The sequence below is a fragment of the Dolichospermum sp. DET69 genome (assembly GCA_017355425.1).
In the GTDB taxonomy this organism is placed as follows: Bacteria; Cyanobacteriota; Cyanobacteriia; order Cyanobacteriales; family Nostocaceae; genus Dolichospermum.
Window position 1 is genome coordinate 3,654,503 of sequence record CP070233.1, and the last position, 21,124, is coordinate 3,675,626.

At 38.6% G+C, this 21,124-nt stretch carries 21 protein-coding genes and 2 pseudogenes; 9 read left to right on the top strand and 14 right to left on the bottom strand.

Annotation, left to right across the window (positions count from 1 at the left end; translation table 11 throughout):
* Positions 1–87: 87 nt before the first annotated feature.
* Positions 88–402 carry a HigA family addiction module antidote protein gene (locus EZY12_16650; protein QSX66435.1) on the bottom strand — a complete coding sequence of 105 codons (315 nt, stop codon included), beginning with the start codon at positions 400–402 and terminating at the stop codon, positions 88–90.
* Between the two features lie 7 nt (positions 403–409).
* Positions 410–691: a type II toxin-antitoxin system RelE/ParE family toxin gene (locus tag EZY12_16655; protein ID QSX66436.1), complete on the bottom strand. Its 282-nt coding sequence runs from the start codon at positions 689–691 to the stop codon at positions 410–412.
* Between the two features lie 376 nt (positions 692–1,067).
* Here EZY12_16655 and EZY12_16660 point away from each other — a divergent pair, with 376 nt between their 5' ends.
* A complete protein-coding gene (locus tag EZY12_16660) occupies positions 1,068–1,874 on the top strand; it encodes a DUF559 domain-containing protein (GenBank protein ID QSX66437.1) in 807 nt (268 codons plus the stop codon).
* Positions 1,875–2,024: 150 nt separating this feature from the next.
* Here EZY12_16660 and EZY12_16665 read toward each other — a convergent pair.
* Both EZY12_16665 and EZY12_16670 read right to left on the bottom strand, forming a co-directional pair.
* A pseudogene (locus EZY12_16665) lies at positions 2,025–2,365 on the bottom strand (DUF86 domain-containing protein).
* A complete protein-coding gene (locus EZY12_16670; protein QSX66438.1) occupies positions 2,355–2,645 on the bottom strand; it encodes a nucleotidyltransferase family protein in 291 nt (96 codons plus the stop codon). The pseudogene EZY12_16665 and the gene EZY12_16670 overlap by 11 nt, the downstream one beginning before the upstream one ends.
* A gap of 154 nt (positions 2,646–2,799) precedes the next feature.
* On the opposite strand from EZY12_16670, the gene EZY12_16675 reads away from it, so the two are divergent.
* From EZY12_16675 to EZY12_16700, 6 genes are all read left to right on the top strand, one after another.
* Positions 2,800–3,777, top strand: coding sequence for a patatin-like phospholipase family protein (locus tag EZY12_16675; protein QSX66439.1), 978 nt, complete (start codon positions 2,800–2,802; stop codon positions 3,775–3,777).
* Positions 3,778–3,787: 10 nt separating this feature from the next.
* Positions 3,788–4,063 (top strand): hypothetical protein, encoded by a 276-nt coding sequence (locus EZY12_16680; protein QSX66440.1) that lies wholly within the window; start codon positions 3,788–3,790, stop codon positions 4,061–4,063.
* Between the two features lie 236 nt (positions 4,064–4,299).
* On the top strand, positions 4,300–4,746 hold the full coding sequence (locus EZY12_16685) for a hypothetical protein (protein ID QSX66441.1): 447 nt from the start codon (positions 4,300–4,302) through the stop codon (positions 4,744–4,746).
* A gap of 252 nt (positions 4,747–4,998) precedes the next feature.
* On the top strand, positions 4,999–5,145 hold the full coding sequence (locus tag EZY12_16690; GenBank protein QSX66442.1) for a hypothetical protein: 147 nt from the start codon (positions 4,999–5,001) through the stop codon (positions 5,143–5,145).
* A complete protein-coding gene (locus EZY12_16695) occupies positions 5,120–6,274 on the top strand; it encodes an NAD-dependent epimerase/dehydratase family protein (protein QSX66443.1) in 1,155 nt (384 codons plus the stop codon). The genes EZY12_16690 and EZY12_16695 overlap by 26 nt, the downstream gene beginning before the upstream one ends.
* A gap of 152 nt (positions 6,275–6,426) precedes the next feature.
* On the top strand, positions 6,427–7,551 hold the full coding sequence (locus EZY12_16700; protein QSX66444.1) for a glycosyltransferase family 1 protein: 1,125 nt from the start codon (positions 6,427–6,429) through the stop codon (positions 7,549–7,551).
* 208 nt (positions 7,552–7,759) lie between these two features.
* Here EZY12_16700 and EZY12_16705 read toward each other — a convergent pair whose 3' ends face one another.
* The 3 genes from EZY12_16705 to EZY12_16715 form a co-directional block, all read right to left on the bottom strand.
* A complete protein-coding gene (locus EZY12_16705; GenBank protein QSX70708.1) occupies positions 7,760–8,017 on the bottom strand; it encodes a hypothetical protein in 258 nt (85 codons plus the stop codon).
* 946 nt (positions 8,018–8,963) lie between these two features.
* On the bottom strand, positions 8,964–9,656 hold the full coding sequence (locus tag EZY12_16710; protein ID QSX70709.1) for a magnesium protoporphyrin IX methyltransferase: 693 nt from the start codon (positions 9,654–9,656) through the stop codon (positions 8,964–8,966).
* Positions 9,657–9,771: 115 nt separating this feature from the next.
* Positions 9,772–10,899 carry a transposase gene (locus tag EZY12_16715; GenBank protein ID QSX66445.1) on the bottom strand — a complete coding sequence of 376 codons (1,128 nt, stop codon included), beginning with the start codon at positions 10,897–10,899 and terminating at the stop codon, positions 9,772–9,774.
* A 51-nt stretch (positions 10,900–10,950) separates the two neighbouring features.
* Between EZY12_16715 and tnpA the strand changes: the two genes are divergently transcribed.
* The gene (gene tnpA / locus EZY12_16720) at positions 10,951–11,349 is read left to right on the top strand and encodes an IS200/IS605 family transposase (protein QSX66446.1); all 399 of its coding nucleotides are present in this window, start codon (positions 10,951–10,953) and stop codon (positions 11,347–11,349) included.
* A 67-nt stretch (positions 11,350–11,416) separates the two neighbouring features.
* Here tnpA and EZY12_16725 read toward each other — a convergent pair whose 3' ends face one another.
* Positions 11,417–11,914 (bottom strand): DUF937 domain-containing protein, encoded by a 498-nt coding sequence (locus EZY12_16725; GenBank protein QSX66447.1) that lies wholly within the window; start codon positions 11,912–11,914, stop codon positions 11,417–11,419.
* A gap of 105 nt (positions 11,915–12,019) precedes the next feature.
* Here EZY12_16725 and EZY12_16730 point away from each other — a divergent pair, with 105 nt between their 5' ends.
* Positions 12,020–12,481 carry a DUF29 domain-containing protein gene (locus EZY12_16730; GenBank protein ID QSX66448.1) on the top strand — a complete coding sequence of 154 codons (462 nt, stop codon included), beginning with the start codon at positions 12,020–12,022 and terminating at the stop codon, positions 12,479–12,481.
* A 160-nt stretch (positions 12,482–12,641) separates the two neighbouring features.
* Here the strand turns inward: EZY12_16730 and EZY12_16735 are convergent, their stop codons facing one another.
* The 6 genes and pseudogenes from EZY12_16735 to EZY12_16760 all read right to left on the bottom strand — a co-directional run bounded on the left by EZY12_16735 (position 12,642) and on the right by EZY12_16760 (position 20,725).
* Positions 12,642–14,054, bottom strand: a complete 1,413-nt coding sequence (locus tag EZY12_16735; GenBank protein QSX66449.1) for a glycosyltransferase family 2 protein — start codon at positions 14,052–14,054, stop codon at positions 12,642–12,644.
* A gap of 745 nt (positions 14,055–14,799) precedes the next feature.
* Positions 14,800–17,571 carry a bifunctional acetate--CoA ligase family protein/GNAT family N-acetyltransferase gene (locus EZY12_16740; GenBank protein ID QSX66450.1) on the bottom strand — a complete coding sequence of 924 codons (2,772 nt, stop codon included), beginning with the start codon at positions 17,569–17,571 and terminating at the stop codon, positions 14,800–14,802.
* Between the two features lie 66 nt (positions 17,572–17,637).
* The gene (locus EZY12_16745; GenBank protein QSX66451.1) at positions 17,638–18,090 is read right to left on the bottom strand and encodes a hydrogenase maturation protease; all 453 of its coding nucleotides are present in this window, start codon (positions 18,088–18,090) and stop codon (positions 17,638–17,640) included.
* Positions 18,091–18,094: 4 nt separating this feature from the next.
* Complete coding sequence (locus EZY12_16750) at positions 18,095–19,120, bottom strand: NAD(P)-dependent alcohol dehydrogenase (protein QSX66452.1); 1,026 nt, start codon at positions 19,118–19,120, stop codon at positions 18,095–18,097.
* Positions 19,121–19,225: 105 nt separating this feature from the next.
* Positions 19,226–19,534, bottom strand: a pseudogene (locus tag EZY12_16755) (iron-containing alcohol dehydrogenase).
* Positions 19,535–19,696: 162 nt separating this feature from the next.
* Positions 19,697–20,725, bottom strand: a complete 1,029-nt coding sequence (locus EZY12_16760; protein ID QSX70710.1) for a molecular chaperone DnaJ — start codon at positions 20,723–20,725, stop codon at positions 19,697–19,699.
* Positions 20,726–21,124: the final 399 nt, after the last annotated feature.

Genomic DNA, 21,124 nt, shown 5'->3' on the forward strand with positions numbered 1-21,124 from the left:
TTTCGTACCTTAACCCAACCTACCGAGTTTTGAGAAAGTTGAGTGCGATATTGTTGTTTTTAAAAATGTAATTAATCCTATTGAAAATCAGGCAATTTGTTCTGAGATACGGGGCTGAATTCGTTGAATAATCTCATCACGGTTAGGTAACGTTTTTAGATCATAAATTGCTTGAAGATTAAGCCAAGAAGCCGCATCACCCCCAAAGAACCGCGCTAATCTTTCCGCCGTATCAGCAGTAATAGAACGACGTTCTTTAACAATTTCGTGCATACGAGATGCAGGAACATTTAAGGCTAAGGCTAAAGCATTCACACTCATATTAAGAGGAGTAAGAAAATCTTCCCGTAGAATCTCGCCTGGGTGAACGGGACGCATTTGGTTAACTGGGTGATTAGTCATGGGTTATTTATGAGTGATAATCAACAATTTCAACATCAGTAGGAGCATTATTTGTCCAGATAAAACATAATCGAAACTGGGAATTAATCCGAATACTATATTGTCCTTTTCTGTCGCCTTTTAATGCTTCAAGTTGGTTGCCTGGTGGAGAACGCAGGAATTCTAAGGTTTGAGCCGCATCCAATTGAGTCAACTTCCGAATTGCACTATCTTTAAAAGCACGAAAATGGGATGGATCACCCCCTTCAAACAGCGATCGCGTATGTTTACATCGGAAAGATTGAATCATATTCAAATTCTATTCCGTTTCGCGTAATACGTCAAGCAATGTATCTCAATGTATCTCAAACATTTTCAAAAACTAATCTGGAATATTGCAATCCAACGCAATAAAATTAATTTATCATCGAAGAAGGTAACTTTGAAGAAGGATTAGTTGATACACTCATAGAGGCAGGAATCAAAAAAGAAGATATCGTCACCAGTTGACAACAAGCGATCGCAGGATCTCCAAAGTAGTGTAAATATTCTCCAAAATAGACCGCAACAACTTGCTAATAATAGCGAACTGCTTGCACCAGCACTTACTTTATCGCCTATAATACTAACTAGATAGACAACTAAATAGCTAGAATACTTTCGAGGTTATTAGGAATAGGTTAAAAATGGCAAAGCGTGGCGAAGTACTTGTAGTAATAATGCCAGCAAAATCGGACATGAAAATTGCCTGTGAGCAAAACTGGTATCGGATTCCTGCTGATCAAGTGGAACGTCTTAAACAACGTAATGTTTGGGAACCAAAATGGTTAGCCTTTTATCAGCCAAAAGTTTTTCGTGATGAGGCATTTGCCGTCAATTACTATGCTTCCATAAAGTCTATTAGTCAGACTTTCAGACATGAGCTTTTTCCTGATGAATCACCAAACTCCAAAAGTCAGAAACGTTATTACAAAATAGACATACACCCTATGGAAAAACTACCGCAGTCAATCTATAGCCGTAGGCTCAGACGTATATTGTTCATTCCTACAACTTGGGAAAAGCTAATAAATGCAGCCGAAATTAACGATCTATGGGACGAAAGCCCATTAGAAGATAAGCTTTGGGCTGAATTCAAGCGTTATTCTATAGATGCCGAGCGTCAACAGGAAGAGAAAATTAAAGATAAAACCTATCTCCTTGACTTTGCCATTTACTGTGAAAAAGGAAAAATAGATGCAGAGACAGATGGGGATACTTGGCATTCAGCCAAAGACCGTATTGCTGAGGATAATCTCAGGGATAACGATCTTGAGACTGTTGGTTGGCGAACTATTCGTTTCAATTCCCAAAAGATCCGAGAAGAAATGACTGAATATTGCATTCCTACAATTCTAGAAAACATCAAAAATCTAGGCGGACTGAAAGATGACCAAAAAAGGATGCCTCGCAAAATTGGCTTGGATGGTTCGGAACAATTGACTCTATTTTAGAAGCATATATTATCTTCAAAATATACACTCATCGAGGCAGGAATTAAAAAAGAAGATATCGTCACCAGTTGGCAACAAGCGAACTGCTTGCAGCAGCGCTTACGCTATCGCTACGAATAAATAACCTTTAGTGATTTTTTAGTTACTAACTTAAAATTCTTGAGAAATAATAATTAAAATTGCTGATTTTAAAGGACTAATTTTAGTTTGAATAATGTCCCAAATAATCTCGTCCTCCAAAGAAAAATAAGCATGAACTAAAATATCTCTCAATCCAGCAATTTTGCGCCATTCAATATGCGGATATTTATTTCTTATTTCTGGAGGAATTTGTTTAACTGCTTCCCCAATCACTGATAAATTTCTAATTACCGCATCAAATCTTAATTCATCAGCAAAAAAACTATTATCATTAATCCTTGAGTATAACGGATAATTTTATCACAACTAATTAAAATATCATCACAATAAAGTTTTAAACTACGCGACATAAATAGCGTCTTTTTCTACAGAACTAATAATTTGAGGTTTCAACATTTTTTTAGTGACTAAATCAACGGATAAAGATAAGTTATCTTCCAAGAAGAATTTTAAGTCCATATATTGATCAAAGGTAACTTTTCCTTGAAATTCTACGAGTAAATCAAGATCGCTAGTATTTTTTGCTTCATCTCTTGCATAAGAACCAAATAAAGCTAAGGAAGTTACACCATAACTTTTGATCGTGGTTAAGTTTTTTTTCAGGAAGTTGATTAAATATTCTCTATTCATGATTGTTACCTAATGTTTTTGGTCTGAATTAGGATTTAAGCATTCACAGCAATGTTTCAGATCCCCGACTTCTCAGAGAAGTCGGGGATCTTATTCTTGGAATATGTTACAATTTGCGTCATAAAATTAATAGATTAATAATTTAAATTATTACATGAAAGAAGCCAAAATCAAACTCGGATTGGTGCTGGCGGGTGGCGGTGCTAAGGGCGCGTACCAATCAGGTGTGGTCAAATACCTAGCAGAAATTGACTTTGCACCTCTGATGATTGCAGGTACAAGTATCGGTGCGCTCAATGGTGCGATCCTTGCTTCTGGTACATCCTTTAAACAATCAAGCGATGCCTTCGGCGAGCGCAGCTATCGCCTATGGCAACTATGGAGAGAACTGGGTGAAGCCAACATTATCAACTGGCAGTTAGTTAAATATCCACTGCATTCCTTGGCACAATATTTACATTTCTCAGGTGAAGACGCATCACTTTGCAACTCTAGACCACTGGATGAATTTTTACACAATGCAGTCAATGCCGAACAACTGCGAAATGGAATCGAACTATGGGTAGCCGCATTTCCTTCAGCCCACAATTTTCTACCATCTCCACACAAAGCAGGTCAGATTGTCCCCACAATAGGCAATGCGATCGCCTCCAATCTTGGACAGTCCGCCGAATATATTCACGTCCAATCAGCCAAAACTGATGAAGAAATTTATCAAACATTACTCGCCAGTGCTGCTATTCCTTTAGCATTTAAATCGCGCAAAGTTGATGACAAGCATTATGTTGATGGTTGGTTAGGTGATAATGTCCCTCTCAAAGCTTTAGCAAATCGCGGTTGTACTCATGCGATCGTTATTCATTTAGGAAATGGTGAACTTTGGAATCGTCATGATTTCCCTAATCAAACAATTATTGAAATTCGTCCAACTGAAGATATGGGTGGTCTTAATACATTATTAGATTTCAGTCCCGAACGGATTCAACTTTTGCAAAACCGAGGTTATCAAGATGCAAAACGCTGTCTTGAACCAATTTTACAAACACTGATGATCGAGCGATCGCGCCCAGAAAGTTTTGCGCGGCTTCAGGAAACATCAAAGCGATTAAGAGACGATCCACCAATATATTAATTAAAACTGAATGATGAAACAGCCTTGGGGTGCGGTACAAATAAACAAGGCGCTGTGCGCTATTATTTCAGGTGTGGGGATAGGGATGATCTTCTGGGGGTGTAATGCTAATAACCCCCAAATTCAAGATTTGACACTCTCACTGGCTTTAGCCGCTGAGATTCTTGGTTCAACGAGTCCACTTAGCTCAGATCCCTTGCAGTATCTAAACCAGAGGTGGTTCTCTCCCCAAGCGTTAACTTTCCCTCTGCCCGAAGGTAGTCGCATTGCTGCAAATTTTGCTTGAGTTTAAATTCTGTGTTGTCTAGCTCCCATGAAGATTTTACCTATTCGGAGGGTAGTCACTAGAACTATGGAATAGAACCCCATATCAACAAGAGTCAAGGACCAGAAAAGCCGTTAGGCAGTTAGGTTTTTATACAGGTTGATTACCATTCCTGTTGTGAACATTATAACACTATTAGGAACAAAGATGACAAAACTTCATGCACCTCAACCAATCTTCATGAAAAGAAAGACTCTATGCGCTTTATTACCGCACGAGTCGCTTATATCTCAGGTCTAAAGACACTGAGTTTTACGCTTGCCGGATGCTCTTATAAAAATAAGCGTTATGGTTTTGAGTTTCCTTATCCGCATACTTGGCAGGTGTCAGGAAACCCAGACAATAGTGATGGTGTTGTTTTAGTTTCACCAAACCAAAAAAACGTAGAAATTCGTGCTTATGCAAGTAAGTCTGGATTAAAATCCTTAACTGAAAATTCCCAGCCAGTCCCTAATTTTCAGACTCATCAAGGTTTTCCTGGGGTATTGGCTGTAGAGGCTGGTGAAAAGGTGACTGTGATTAAATTGACTATTAGCCAAGAGAACTTGGAATATCACTGGCAAGGACAAAGCGCGAGTCAAGACTTTAAAAATTATTACAGGCTGTTTTACTACATTGCTCAGGAGTATAAAATTAGTCAGTAGTCAGTGTCAGTTGTCAATTGTGGGTGGTTATACTCAACACGGCTTATTCTGTGGGTAGAAGCTTATTGGTGTCAATTTAACGTAAATTGATGTTTCTTGCAGCCAGGGAATAAATTCCCTGTCTAAAAGCTAAAGTCGGTTAAAACCGACTACCTTGGCATAAATAAATAGGATGATTTTTGATTTTGAGTTAAACTGCGTGCGTTTTAATGCACTTTAGCTTTGAGACCGGAACTTAAGTTCCGGGCAGGAGTGTTGCAGCCTGACTCGGTGACTCCTGCTGTAATAGATTCCTGTCTTGATCAGAATTTAATGATGAAGAAGGGACACAAACCTGATAGATTTAGCTATCAGCGAGTAAAAACTGGTAAAGATGAAAGTCCTGGTTATTGGTGGTGATGGGTATTGTGGTTGGGCAACCGCGCTTTACCTTTCTAATCGAGGTTATGAAGTTGGAATTTTAGATAGCTTGGTGCGACGGCACTGGGATAATGAACTGGGTGTAGAAACTCTTACCCCAATCGCACCAATTCAGCAACGTCTTCAACGATGGCAGGATTTGACTAGTAAGTCTATTGATCTGTTCATTGGTGATATTACTAATTACGAATTTCTGCACAAGTCCTTACACGAATTTCAACCAACTGCGATAGTGCATTTTGGTGAACAGCGTTCAGCGCCATTTTCCATGATTGACCGTGAACACGCTGTTCTCACCCAAGTGAATAATGTCGTTGGGACGTTGAATTTGCTGTACATTATGCGGGAAGATTTCCCAGATTGCCATTTGGTGAAATTGGGAACAATGGGTGAGTATGGAACTCCCAACATTGATATTGAAGAGGGATACATTACGATTGAACACAATGGCCGCAAGGATACTTTGCCCTATCCGAAACAGCCTGGTTCAATGTATCACTTGAGCAAAGTTCATGATAGCCATAATATCCACTTTGCTTGCCGAATTTGGGGGTTGAGGGCTACAGACTTAAATCAAGGGATAGTTTACGGTGTCTTAACCGACGAAACGGGGATGGACGAACTGTTAATTAACCGCCTTGATTATGATGGCGTATTTGGTACAGCACTGAACCGCTTCTGTATTCAAGCAAGCGTAGGACATCCCCTCACTGTCTACGGTACAGGTGGACAAACTCGCGGCTTTTTGGATATTCGGGATACAGTGCGATGTGTTGAATTAGCGATCGCTAATCCTGCCGAACCAGGAGAATTCCGCGTATTTAACCAATTTACCGAGTTATTCAGCGTCGGTGATTTGGCGATGATGGTGAAAAACGCCGGTAACGCCTTGGGGCTAAATGTGGATATTGACCACATCGCTAACCCCAGGGTGGAGAAGGAAGAACACTATTTCAACGCCAAAAACACCAAACTCTTGGATTTGGGTTTACAACCGCACCTACTTTCGGATTCTCTACTTGATTCACTGTTAAACTTTGCAGTCAAGTATCAGCACCGAGTTGATCACAAACAGATTCTCCCCAAAGTCTCTTGGCATAGAAAATAGGAAGTCAGGAGTCACAGAGTCAGGAGTCACAGAGTCAGAAGTCAGGAGTTAAGTAAGAAGAAAATTTCTTCCCTTCTCCTTTTCTTCTGTTCTTTCTCCTCTATTCTGAACTCCTGTAACTTCTGTAACTTCTGAACTTCTCATCATTTGATATGCGAATAGCCTTATTTACAGAAACCTTTTTACCTAAAGTTGATGGCATTGTTACACGCCTTCGGCATACTGTTGACCATTTACAACGACATGGCAATCAAGTCTTAGTATTTGCTCCCGAAGGTGGCATAACTGAACACAAAGGTGCAAAAGTTTACGGTGTTAGTGGCTTTCCCTTACCTCTTTACCCAGAGTTAAAAATGGCACTGCCCCGCCCTGCCATTGGTCATGCCTTAGAAGATTTTCAACCAGATATTATTCATGTTGTTAATCCCGCAGTTCTCGGACTATCAGGGATTTTTTATAGTAAAGTTCTGAAAATTCCTTTGGTGGCTTCTTATCATACCCATTTGCCCCAATATCTACAGCATTACGGTTTGGGGATGTTAGAAGGATTACTATGGGAGTTACTTAAACTTGGTCATAATCAAGCAGAATTAAATCTTTGTACTTCTACCGCTATGGTGAAGGAGTTAACAGAACATGGGATTGAAAGGGTAGATTTGTGGCAAAGAGGAGTAGATACAGAGTTATTTTCTCCAGATTTAGCTAGTGCCAAAATGCGATCGCATCTTTCCCAAAAGCATCCAGATAGCCCCTTGTTGCTGTATGTTGGTCGTCTTTCAGTCGAAAAAGAAATTGAGCGGATTAAACCCATTCTCGAAGCCATTCCTGATGCCAGATTAGCATTAGTTGGCGATGGACCCCACCGCCAAGCTTTGGAAAAACACTTTGCGGGTACAAATACTTATTTTGTCGGTTATCTGATGGGTCAAGAATTAGGCGCTGCTTTTGCCAGTGCTGATGCCTTTATTTTTCCTTCCCGCACTGAAACACTAGGATTGGTGCTGCTAGAAGCCATGGCTGCCGGGTGTCCAGTGGTTGCAGCCCGTTCTGGAGGCATACCTGATATTGTGACAGATGGGGTAAATGGATATCTTTTTGATCCACAAGCTGATATTCAAGAGGCTATTAATGCTACCTTGTGTTTGTTAAAACAACGACAGGAAATAACTATTATCCGTAAAAATGCCCGTGCGGAAGCAGAGAAATGGGGATGGACATCGGCTACACTGCAATTGGAAGACTACTATCAAAAGATAGTGTTAAAAAATAGACAATGAGGTAAAGTTTGCTTCAACCTAGTTATCTAAGCTTGTTAAGGTAAAGACACTTTCCTTTCAGAATGTTTAATCAGTACCGACAGATCATGGAACTAGCGAATCCCAAGGTGTCATGACTTAAATAACGTTTACCCTTTGACTACACTCAGGGTGGTCTGGTTCACATCTAATCCGTATTACTACTTTTTAGAATGATCCCTAATATTAATTAAGCTTCTTCAGAACCGTGACTTTGAAAAGGTTGTTCACCAATTTTCAGTTCTTTTTTTGATTGCTTTAATTCTTTCCAAAGTAATTTAATTTGTTTGTAAGCCTCCTGTGGAGGGAGTTTTCCACCTGTTTCTAAGTTACAGATATAACTAATTTTTTGGGCAAATTCTTGTAAATTCGCGTTGAATACCAAGTTTTCTGGCTTGACATGACCATAATAGCGACCACGGGGATAGAGAAAATCTTCTTTGCTCATCATTTTTTTTCTCCATTTACTCAACTACTATAAACCTTATATAATATTCGTAGCGCAGTTTGGCCTTAGCCAGACATTGCTGTTCGTTTCTCCTGTTGGTCTTGATAGCTCCTCTATCTATCTTTTCAGAAGGGGATGGATCAAATTATTACATCCTGCTGATAGTTTAGCGTAGCGTGAGCTACAAGTGGAGATTGAGGGGCAGTTAGTCACAGTTAGTTATTTTCTAATTGATTAACAACAGATTGTATTAAATTCAACAAGTTATTAATATATTCCTGAAGATAGGTTAATATACTCCTTTTTGCCAAACATTAAACAATTATCTTTTGGTATAATAAAACTATAGGACTTACACACTGTACAAGTTAATCTCAACGCCGCTAAAAACATTGACCGATGGTTTGCGGATATTTTTATCCCTGTAGCGTAGCGGTTCCTTTTAGGAACTACGGTCAGAAACGGTAAGTTCTACCGAGATAGCCTGTGGAGCGGACAAACCTCTTAGAAGTCATTCTAAGACCGTGATTAAACAGGAAATAAGCACTAAGGTTATCGCTGTCCAGATGTGTCTAGACTTTGGTAATTTTGGGTAAGTTTTATAGAACGGTTTAGCCATTGGTGTCAACTTAACGTAAAATCCATAGCCCGCCTGGGAATGATAGCGTAGCGTGGCGTAAGCCATAGTTCAGGGCGGGTGTGGAAGCAAACAGATAAGTAGGGGCGTATTGCAATACGCCCTTACTTAAGTTGACACCTATAATCACTGCTAAACCCCTACGAGGAATGTGGTTTTTACAGCCATACATATTTGATATTTTTGGTCAATGCCTAAGTCCTATTATACATAAACCTCCTTAGAAATTATTAAATACCCAAGAAAACGTCAAAATTCCCGACTTCTGGCAAAAATCGGGAAAATGAAGTATTAATTGGAATTTGCTAACTAAGCAGATGTCCGAGTTGCTTCTAGTAAACTGGAAAAGTAAAAGCTTGTTCGGGTCATTGCTTGTCTTTGGACTGAAAAACCATTTTTTTGCAGAATTTTGATTACATTAGCTTCACGATGCAAATAAGCGCGAGTGGCTTTACTTGGTCCAGGAAAGAAACTACCGATTTTTTTGAGGATAGTCAGAAAAAAGGTTTTAGGTGCAAAACTAAGAATAATTCTTGATTGAGCTAAAGAACATAGATGAGAAATCATTTCATCAGCTTTGTCTTGAGGGTAATGAATGAGAACATCCAAACAGATAACGGTGTGATAATTACCACCCAAAGATTCTAAATCCTGTACCGCAAAAGAGGGATTGACAGTATTGAATAAAGCGTTTACTGCCCTATCCTGGGCTTCTGATACCATTTTGGCGGAAATGTCGCTGGCGTAGACTTTAGCACCATCTATAGCCAGAGGAATACTCAAACTACCCACACCACATCCAGCATCACAAATTGATAATGATGGTAAATTGTTGTCAGCTTTTAACCAGCCGATGACATTATCCACGGTTTGCTGATGTCCAGTGCGAATATCTAGCTGGACTTTGTTAACTTCACCATCACCATAGATGCGTTGCCACCTATCAAAACCTGTGGAGTTGAAGTATTCGCGGACTATTGTTTTATCGTCGGCTGCGTTCATAAACTCAATTGCTAATTGTTCACAATTCTTAAAATTATCATTTTTGACATACTCACCGACCTGAAGGTGCGGTGATTCTTGACGCTTCACTGACTGACGCTAACCGTTGCTAGTCTTACTCTGTCTGGAGCGCCCGTTTAGAGTCGTGGCAATGCCCTATCCCGACTTTATTTATATTTTTTGCGGCGTTCTCGTCTCGGTCGTGTTCAGTCCCACAATTCAGGCACTTAACCGACCGAATTTTTAGATCAAGTTTCCCCCATTTGTAGCCACATTCAGAGCAAATTTGGCTGGTCGGTTCCCATCTACTAATGACGTGAAATGTCCTGCCAAACTTCTGTGATTTAGCTTCACATAACGTCCGAAACTCTCTCCATCCCTGAAGACTAATCGCCCTAGCAAGTTTGCGATTTTTAACCATGCCCGATACACTCAAATCTTCTAAAACGATAACTTCATTTTCGCTAACTATTTTGGAGGATAATTTGTGCAAAAAGTCTTTTCTGGTATCAGCTATTTCGTTATGTAGTTTTGCAATTTGAATTCGGGTTTTATTTCTTCGTTGTGAGTCTTTTGGTTGCCGTGCTAATTTCTTCTGAAGTTTGCGAATCTTCCTGTCTAATTTTGAGTAATCGGGGCTTTGGGCTTTTTCTCCATTGCTCATGACAGCAAAAGTTTTTATCCCCAAATCAATACCGATACTTTGGTTTTTAGCATCAATATTAACGGGTTCAACTTCTACTACAAAACTGATAAAATAACGGCTAGCACAATCCTTTATTACTGTTACAGAGCTAGGAGCGGAGGGTAAATCTCTTGACCAAATCGGGCTAACGTTACCAATTTTGGCTAGATAAACCTCATCCCCTTTGATTGAAAACCCACCGATTCTAAATCGTGCTGACTGCTGATTAGTCTTCTTTTTGAACTTAGGACGACCTAATTTTTTACCTTTGCGTTTCCCTTTTAGAGAATCAAAAAAGTTTTTATAGGCAACTCCCAAATCTGCAACCGATTGTTGCAAAGGAATATTAGAAACATCAGACAACCATTGCCGCTCAATAGTTTTTTTTGCTTGAGTAATAACCAACTTTTGCAAGTCGTTGTTACTTGGTAGTTTTTCTGCTTGTTTACACATAGCCAGCGCATCATTCCAAACCACGCGAACACAACCAAACAATTGAGCTAAAAGCTTTTGCTGTTGGTCTGTAGGGTAGAAACGGAGTTGATATCTGGCTTTCATGGTTAATGCTATAATTGGGCTGTAAATTAATTATATATTGGTCTGCACAAAATGGCAAGTCCCCTCAGAAGAGAAAGACACAGCGTTACAGACTTAAAGATTCATTTGGTTTGCGTTACGAAATATCGTCGGGCTGTGTTTACTGGTGAAAGTCTTGATTTAATTGAAAAAACATTTCGTGAGGTGGCTGAAAAAATGAATTTTAAAGTGCTTGAGTTCAACGGTGAAGGAAATCACGTTCATGCACTGATTGAATATCCTCCTAAATTATCTGTTTCTCAAATAGTAAATGCTCTAAAAGGCGTATCTAGCCGCAGATATGGACAAGCCGGATATAAAAAACCCCACAAAGAATCTCTATGGAGTCCCAGCTATTTTGCCACTTCAGTCGGTGGTGCGCCACTAGAAATATTAAAAGAGTATATTAAGAATCAAGAAAAGCCGTCCTAGAAGGACGGGGCTTGTGTCCCGTCATTTCGGTCAGTGGATTCTCAGCGACAAAAATTCTCGTCGGGGGTTAAATTCTTAAAAACTTACTAGCTAATTTGATCGCGTCAGCAATATCCACATCACCATCACCGTCAACATCTAGAAATTGATTTAGTAAGGGATTCCCACCAGATTGCAAGAAACTCAAGATTAAAGGCACTAAAGTTGGTAATAATTGTTGAATCGTATTCACATCTAAGCTAGTACCCTGGGCAGCATTTTCCGCTATTTCTGCTTGAATATCGGGAGAAAATAAGGTATCTACGGCTTGGGAATCGGCTGAATTTCCAGCAAATTGATTGACAAAATCTTGCACGGCTTCACTGCCGTTAGTAGCTTGTTTTGCTTGCAAGGATGATTGTACTTGTTTACCAACTACTGATAAAATTGATTGCATGGTGGAAGAGTCTGCACCAACGCCATTACCTAATTGTTTAACTGTGGTGGCAATAGTTACTAAATTATCCAAGCCACCCGGTTGATTGGGATTACTAACCGCACCAAGAATTTGATCAAACAGTCCCATTAATTTCCTTCCTGTTGTTTTTGATATCTCTTATTATTAATAATATATCAGAATTGATGACTAAATTCAGCTAAAATATAAAGATAGCAAAACCAAGGCTATTCTATGAAAATATCAACACAACCAACAACTCAAACCTTATACGACCAAGATTATTACCTGTGGCTGAGAACAACCATTAACCAACTTCGCACAGGACAGTTTTCTGTGGTTGATTTAGAGAATTTATTAGAAGAATTAGAAACTATGGGTAAAAGTGAGAAACGAGCAATCGAAAGTTTATTAACTAAGCTGCTTGTACATCTACTAAAACTCAAATGTTGGGATAGTGAAAGAGAACGGAATCAAGGACATTGGCTAGGGGAAATTAGGACATTTCGCAGACAGATTACAAAATCTCTTAAAGATAGTCCTAGTTTAAAACCTTACATTTTAGAAATATTTGATGAATGTTATCAAGATGCCAGAAAAGAAGCATCAGATCGTTCTCAACTTCCCATTGATATATTCCCTCTTATCCCCATTGCTTCTTTAGAACAAATTTTAGATGACTGGTTGCCGAGATAAAAAAATGAAGGATAAAAAACTTCATCCTTCACTCTTCAAATTTGATCAGCTAAAACCCACCTAATTTAAATATTCAAAGCGGGCAGGATGCCCACCTCACAATATTTAGACTCCTAACAGGTTATACAATTTAAATGCGGAAAAGCTTAGTTTTGATGCCTTATTTCTCAACACCTGTATGCACAGTTTTTACCCATTTGAGGCGTTTTGGTCGGAAGGAGATTCGCGCTGTAGTGCTGCTCATGACTACTAACCAATGCAACATATATAAACTGCCGCGTAAGGTTTGCATAAGTAACATTAAATAGGTAGATGGTTTAAATTGTTGATCTGAACGAACGTGTTTTAAACCAGCAAACATTCCGACAACTGACATCCCCAGAGATAACCCAGTTACAGAACTTAATACGGGGGGACGATGACGAGCGATCGCCATTAATATATCTGGCACTGCTGCTGTAGGTAAGATATACATCGTTAGCATAAAGATCAGCAAATCCCAGGTTTTCTTTGTCCCCATGCGGTTTTTGAGGATGAGATCCCAGTAGTCTAAATAACGTTGATAACCACCTTCTGCCCAACGGTTACGTTGATGCCAAAGGGCTGTAGCATTGGTGACACCTTCTTCTTCTACTGGTGGATAAAACACACATTCAATATCCCACTTATCTAGATGTAAGCGAATAGTTAAGTCGAGATCATCGGTGATAGTTTCTTCATTCCAACCACCGCAACTTGCCAACGCTTGACGACGGACAAATTGACCATTACCTCGGAGTTCACCAATACCACCCATAGCAGTGCGCTGTTGTTGAAACCAAATATCCAACAACATTTCTGCCATTTGTCCCTTAGTCCAAAAATTTTCTTTAGCATTGGCGATCGCTTTCCGCATTTGCACCGCCCCTACCCGTTCTTTTTGGAACAACGGAACTATTTGTAATAGTAAATCCGGTGTAACTTGGGCATCAGCATCAAATACAGCAATAATGTCTCCCTTTGTCAGAGGTAATACTTGATTCAATGCCCCCGATTTTCCACCACTAGCATCCGGGGAACGTCTAAATACATTGAGTTGTTGATATTCCTGCTTGAGTTCGGCTAGTAATTGGGCTGTATTGTCTGTGCTATTATCATCAATAATCCAGACTTCATATTGACCATTACCGTATTGTAAATTACACAGATTCTTAACTAATCTGCCAATTACCGCTTCCTCATTTTTAGCAGCCACTAACACCGAAATAAAAGGCAAATCTCCTTCTATCTCTTGGGAATGGTGACGGGGGTTAGCAAAAATAATCCCCAAGGCATGAATACCTAGCATTGTTGTTAGTCCGAGGACAAATATCGAACCCCAAGAAACTAAATGCAGGGTAATAGTACCACTCCAGACTATAGTTAAAACTAGAGCAGCTTTGCCTCTACGCCCTTTAAATCGGGCTGGTGGTAGAGACGCGGAATCTGTCCTTACTTCTGATTCCTCATCTACTGATAGGTCAGTGAAGATAGAGTCAAGGGGATCAGAGCTTCCGTGATAAGCATCATTTTCAGGACAGGAATTCGCTGGCATAGGTTACATAATTCAAAAACATCTATGCTATATAGCTTTTATTTACAGACTAATACTCTAACAGATTCCCAGCTACCTAAGAGAATGAATGAACAAGTCCTTGATGATATATCAAATATTTATTATCCCCCTTAATCCCCCCGATGTCTTGGGGGGGGGAAACAAGAAAATCTAGTTCCCTCCCCTGATCAAGGGGAGGGTTAGGGTGGGGTATAACTTTATAATATTTTCTAGCTGGGTTGTAGCTGTACAATAAGGCTGGGCTACAACAACTAAAGCGATAGCAATTGGCGGAATTTTGTGTAATTAATTTTGTCCTATTACCTAAGAGGATGTTTTAAAAGTTTTCAAGGTATAAATTAACCCCTCTGGTAAACCTCTCCCCTATAAGGAGAGAGGCTTTAAAATCCCCATTCCCTTGTAGGGAAGGGGGGTAGGGGGGTCTGACAGGTGTAGGTTTTTTACAATTGGGTGAGGACAGGACTTGGAAGACAAGGCAGACAAGGTGACAAGGGAGGAAAACCGGACAAGAAATGGATGATTGGTCATAAAACAAACCATAAATTGGGTATTTTATGGATAAAATCTTCCTTGTCTACTATCCCTCCTTGTCTTCCTGGTCTTGCCTTTACAGAGAATATTAAAAACCTACACCTGTCAGGGTAGGGGGGGGTTAGGTTTTTGGAGATTATTGGTTTTATTTAATACTTTATGGCTAACGCCACGCTTCGCTATCAAACACCCTCTAATGCAGATTAATTTCTGCTCTCAATACTGTTGTATCCCCTGTTGTAAGGATTTGGAAACCGAGGTTTTCACATACTCGCTGCATACCTGAGTTGTCAGCTAAAATATCAGCATAGATGCAGCAATTTTTCTCATTTTTACCTACTTCTATCAATCTGCGGAGTAATTCTGTTCCTAAACCTTGATGTTGAAATTTGTCGCTTACCAGCATCGCAAATTCTGCCGCATTACCACCATGTATTTTACTTAATCTTCCTACCGCTAAAATTTCTATTTCTTTGGTTTCTGGATTTTGGGATTCTGCGACTAAAGCCATTTCTCGATCATAGTCAATAAAACAAATTCTGGTAAGTCGTTCATGAGTGATGCGTTGACTTAATTTAATTAGATGGAAATAGCGAAAATAAACACTTTCTTCTGATATATTTTTGTGAAATTTTACCATTAATGGTTCGTCTTCAGGACGAATGGGACGAATAGTAATCGGTATCCCGTTTTTCAATTTCCAAACACTAATATATTGATTTGGATAAGGACGAATTGCTAATTTTGGTAATTGATGTTCTTGCACATCAGGAGAATGTAAAACTATTCTGGCATCTAAAGCAATTAATCCTCTAGAATTTACAGAAGTAGGAGGAAAAGCTAACAAGGGATTAATATCAATTTCTTTAATCCAAGGTTGTTCCACAACTAATTGACTAAATTCTACCATTAATTGTTCTAGGGCAGAAATATTAATACTTTCACGTCCTCTTACTCCTTGTAGGGCTTGATAAATTTTGGTTTGTTCCATCATTCGTCTGGCTAAGGTAGTATTGAGAGGAGGAAGTGCAATGGAACTATCTTGAAAAACTTCTACTAATTGTCCCCCAGTCCCAAATAATAATATTGGTCCAAATTGCAGATCTAAACTACTACCAATAATCAATTCATAACCGCTAGATTTAACCATTGGTTGGACAGTTACGCCTAAAAAATCTTCAGGTTTAGCTTTTTCTAATACCGAAGTTTCAATAATTTGATAAGCACGTTTTACAGCTTCGGCATTTTGCAAATTTAACTGAACACCACCAACATCAGTTTTGTGAGTAATGGTTTGAGAATAAAGTTTTAAAACAACCGGATAACCCAGATTATCTGCACATTCAACGGCTTTATCGGCACTTTCAGCAATGCAGCCAGCCACTACAGGAATCCCGTAAGCAGCTAATATTTCTTTAGATTCAAATTCTGTGAGAATTGTTCTTCTTGCTGCTCTTGCGGCTTGAATAATATTTTCAACCATGGCACAATTGCGAGTATTAACATCACAAGTTAGTGTGGATAAAACTGGAGTTTCATAAATACCGCGCAGGTTATAACTCGACTTCCACATATAACTAAATACCCGCGCTGCTGTATCAGGATAATCATAAGTGGGAATACCTTGACTATTAAGAATTTCTTTTCCCGCAGCCACATCAGCACCACCCATCCAACTTGCTAAAATGGGTTTATTTGACATTTGTGCGTAGGGTTTTAATTGTTCAGCAATGTGGGTTGGATCTGTCATCGCTTGGGGTGTTAAAATCACTAACAAACCATCACTATTGGGATCTTTTGCGGCAATTTCCAAGGCTTTTGTATAACGTTGGGGATCAGCATCTCCTAAAATATCAATGGGATTATTATGACTCCATTGAGGAGGTAAAATCTCATTGAGAGAATTTATCATTTCTGGAGAAATATTTGTCAGTTCTCCCCCACTTTCAATTAATGTATCTGTGGCTAATACTCCCGGACCGCCAGCATTAGTTAAAATAGTTAATTTTGGTCCTTTTGGTCGAGGTTGTTTGGCTAATACTTCTGACATATCAAATAAATCAGAAATACTATTAACTCGTAATACTCCACATCTGCGAAAAGCTGCATCTAAAACTATATCACTTCCAGCTAATGATCCTGTATGAGATGCGGCTGCTTTGGCTGCTGCTGCGGTGCGACCGGCTTTAATAACAATTATCGGTTTTGTTAATGCTACTTCTCGGGCTGCGGAGAGAAAAGAACGGGCATTACCAATGGATTCCATATAAATTACAATACTTTTTGTATGGGGATCATCACCAAGATAATAAATCAAATCTCCCCAACCAACATCTAACATTGAACCAAGGGAAATAAAGGCACTAAAACCAACTTTTTCTTGTAAACTCCAGTCTAGAATTGATGTACATAAAGCTCCACTTTGACTAATTAAACCTACGTTTCCTGGTTGTGCCATTTTACTAGCAAAGGTAGCATTTAAACCGGAAATAGGATTCATTATTCCTAAACAATTAGGTCCGATAATTCTAATTTTTCCTCGCTGTGTTTGTTGGAGTATTTCTTGTTCTAAAGCTATACCTTTTTCACCAATTTCTTTAAAGCCAGCAGAAATAATAATTGCGCCTTTAATGTCTGCATCAACGCAATCAGAAATGATTTTTGGTACGGTTTGTGCTGGTGTGGCTATCACTGCTAAATCTATTTTTTCGGGAACATCAAATATCGTAGGATAGGCGATTATTCCTAATACACTATGATGATGAGGATTAATGGGAAAAACTGTGCCTCCAAAGGGATTAGTAATTAAGTTCCAAAGTAGATTTCTTCCCACACTTCCGGGTTTTTCAGTAGCACCAATTACAGCTACAGTTTTGGGTTGAAAGATAGCATCTAATGGGTTTATTTTCTGTGCTTGCAAAATATCAAAAGTTTGATTACTGATACTTTCTATAGATGCTGACATAACCACTCCTTGATCATTTATCGGTGATTACTATGATCTATTCTCTATTTTTCGGGTAAATTACATCTATAAATAGTTACATTTATGGAGAATTTCCCTAATTTTGAATATGGCAATTTGTATACCTTTTTCTGCTATGGGTGAGATGCGATCGCCTAATTCAAAGTTTACACCTGGAACTGTGACTAACCAAGCTTGAGGATAATGATCATAGAGTATTTGAGAAAGCGCAAGTAGCGATAGTGGATTACCGATATGGGTATTAATAGTATTCAACTCAGATGCTAATAATGATTGCACCTGCACTTCACTAAATTGGGAATTAATACAGGCATCAACAAAAATTACTAAGTCAGTATTTGCCAAAGGTTCAGTTAATTCTGGTGTTAATTGATGGACTGCAAAAGATTTTAAATTAGGTAAATCCCAGGATTTAATAGTATTTGCTATTAACTGACCAATGGCATCATCACTACGTAAATTATTACCATAACCTATAACTATTGCAGTTGCCATCATAATTTTAATTTTCTGACACTAGCACAATTCGATAACGAGCTTTATTTGCAGCAATTTTATCCATTGCTGCATTAATATCAGATAATGGCATTGTTTCAATCATCGGTTTAATTTGATTGATTGCGGCAAATTCTAGCATTTCTCGCATAAATCTGCGTCCTCCTACCACACTACCAGCAATCACTTTTTGACCGAATACTAAAGGAAGAAGTGGAATATTTAGAGTAGATACAGGAAGACCAACTAAACAAAAAACGCCATTATTAGCAAGTAAATTAAAGGCTTTTTCCCAATCAATTGCTGATGAACTTGTATTAATTAATAAATCCTGTTTTCCAATTGCTTGTTGCATTTGTTCAGGATTATTCCAGTGTTGGAAGTGATGCGCTCCAAATGTTTTTGCTTCTTCTTCTTTATCAATAGAAGTTGAAAAAGCCGTAACTTCTGCTCCCATTGCTCTAGCAAATTTAATTGCTAAATGTCCTAGTCCTCCAATGCCAATAACGCCCACTTTCATGCCAGGATGCTTGATATAAGTTCTCAGAGGAGTATAAACTGTAATTCCTGCACATAGTAAAGGAGCAGCACTAGCAGAATCTAAAGCATCAGGGATTTTATAAGCAAAATCTGCGGGAGCGCGTAAACGATTAGCAAATCCACCATGATTACCGACAATTAATCCTGTATAACCTCGCTGACAAACATTTTCTTCTCCTCGTAAACAAGCGTCACAAGTTCTACAGGAGTTACTAATCCAACCAAAACCAACGCGATTTCCAATTTGAAAGGAAGTCACATCTTCACCTATTTGGGTGATTTTACCCACGACTTCATGACCTGCAACCAGAGGAAATTTACTCACGTTCCAGTCATTATCCCTCATGTGAATATCCGTATGACATAAACCATTGTGAGTGACTTGAATTTCAATATCTTGACGGCCTAATATGGGCGGTTCATAGTCCCATTGCTGTAATTTTTCTCCTGCTTGTAAAGCTGCATAACCTTGAAATTTTTGATTTATTGCCATAAATATTATCCTATTATTTCCAACACAAAAATTAAATTTGTTGTTTCCTATAATCCCTGTAGAGACATTACATATAACGGCTCTATTTTTCCTAGATATGTCTAATTACCTAGTTCCATGATAAGCCTGAATGTACAAATTGTGTAAATCACTAATTAGAGGATAACGGAGATTTGCACCTGTACATTGATCATCAAAAGCTTGTTCTGACATTAATTCTAATTTATCATAAAAAGTTTGTTCATTGTCTTTAATTACATCCTTAATCGTTAGGGGAATTTCTACATCCTGTTTAAGTTTTTCCACAGCAGCAATTAGTAATTCTACTTTCTCTTCTTCGGTGTTTCCTCCTAATTGCAAATAATCAGCAATTTTAGCATAACGCCATTTTGCATTGGGATATTCATATTGGGGACAGCAATTCTCATTTTGAAACGAGTTTGCATCATTCCAGTAATCTCCAGATTTGTTAAGAATTGTAAACTCCTTGTACTGTAAGGGTTTAAATGTCATGAAACCTTAAAATGAGAATTGTTGGTTATTAATCTTACTTCTTAATCTTTGCGAATTCTGCGGTTAGTTAGAATTCATCATGTCCCCGAATTCTTCCATCATTTTTTCCATCAATTCTTCCATCATATCCTGCTGCATAGAACGGAGACTTTCTGGCCCAGAAATAAATTCCTTAATAGTGATTTTTTTATCTTTAAAATCTTTGACGAAATCACGAATCTCAGCAACTATTTTAGTTTGAGATTGGATAGTTTCTAGCATGAGTTCAACAGCATCAATCCCCTGTTTAGCTGCTTTTTTGTAATTAGCAACCATCGCTCCTTCCGGGGTATCTTTCACTAACCTTAGTTCCTGCTTCAATTTCTCATACTGATTTTTAAGAATTTGATTTTGTTGTTCTATATTTTTACATCTGCGAGTTAAATCATCTTCGCTATTATTATCAACTATTTCCCCTAGTTCATGCTGACGTTCAATTTCTAAAAGTCGTGCTAAATCTCCTTCTTGGTAAGCTTTATTAATTTCTTTCATAATTTCTGTATGGAACATTTGCGTTTCATTATCTTTAACCTTATCGGGGTGAAAAATTTCTGCTAACCGCAAAAATGTTTGCCGCACTTTTTTTGAATCATCTGCTCTACCTCCATGGGTAGATTCTGAATCTTGTTGTGCTTCCCAAAATTGCCGACGACGTTGATGATTTTCTTGATCTTCATGTTCTTCAAATAGTTCATCTTCATCAATAGCTTTATAACTAATAATTCCTCCCATTTGCAAACTTCTGTAAAGCGATTCTATATTTTTTTGGGTTTGTTTTCCCAACTTTTTTGCAGTTAAAATTTCGGCAAATAAACCATGAATTTCTTCATCTAATTCTGCCATTGTTTTCATATTAGGACTAACTTTATGAAATACCTCTGTCGCTAACGAACGCATTTTTTCAACAAAGTTATTCAGTTCTGTGCGCTTTTTTTTAATCTGCTTTAATAGAGATTGGTGTTCTTTCTCCAAACCATCTAGCTGAAGGTGTAAATCAGATAATGCTAGAGGAGTAACTGTAGTTGAGGATGTTGTTTTTGTTTTACGTGCCATAGCAGATGCAATTAAGTTTGGGGTTGATAAAAGAAGACAAATGCTAAATCTTTTAGGTATCACCTTAAAGGTTATTTGATAGCGTTCACGAAGTGTGCCGAAGGCATAGCGTGGCGTAGCCATAAAGTTATGATAGATGTATCAAATATCTTTTTACCCCACCCTAACTCTCCCCTTTCCAAGGGGAGGGAACTTGATTTTCCAGTTTCCCCCCTTGATAAGGGGGATTAAGGGCTGACAGGTGTAGGTTTTTAATATTCTCTGTAAAGGCCAGACCGGGAAGACAAGGAAGGAAAGTAGACAAGGAGGATTTTATCCACAAAATACTCAATTCATGGGTTGTTTTGTTACTAATTATACATTCATTTGTCCGGTTTTTCTCCCTTGTCACCTTGTCTA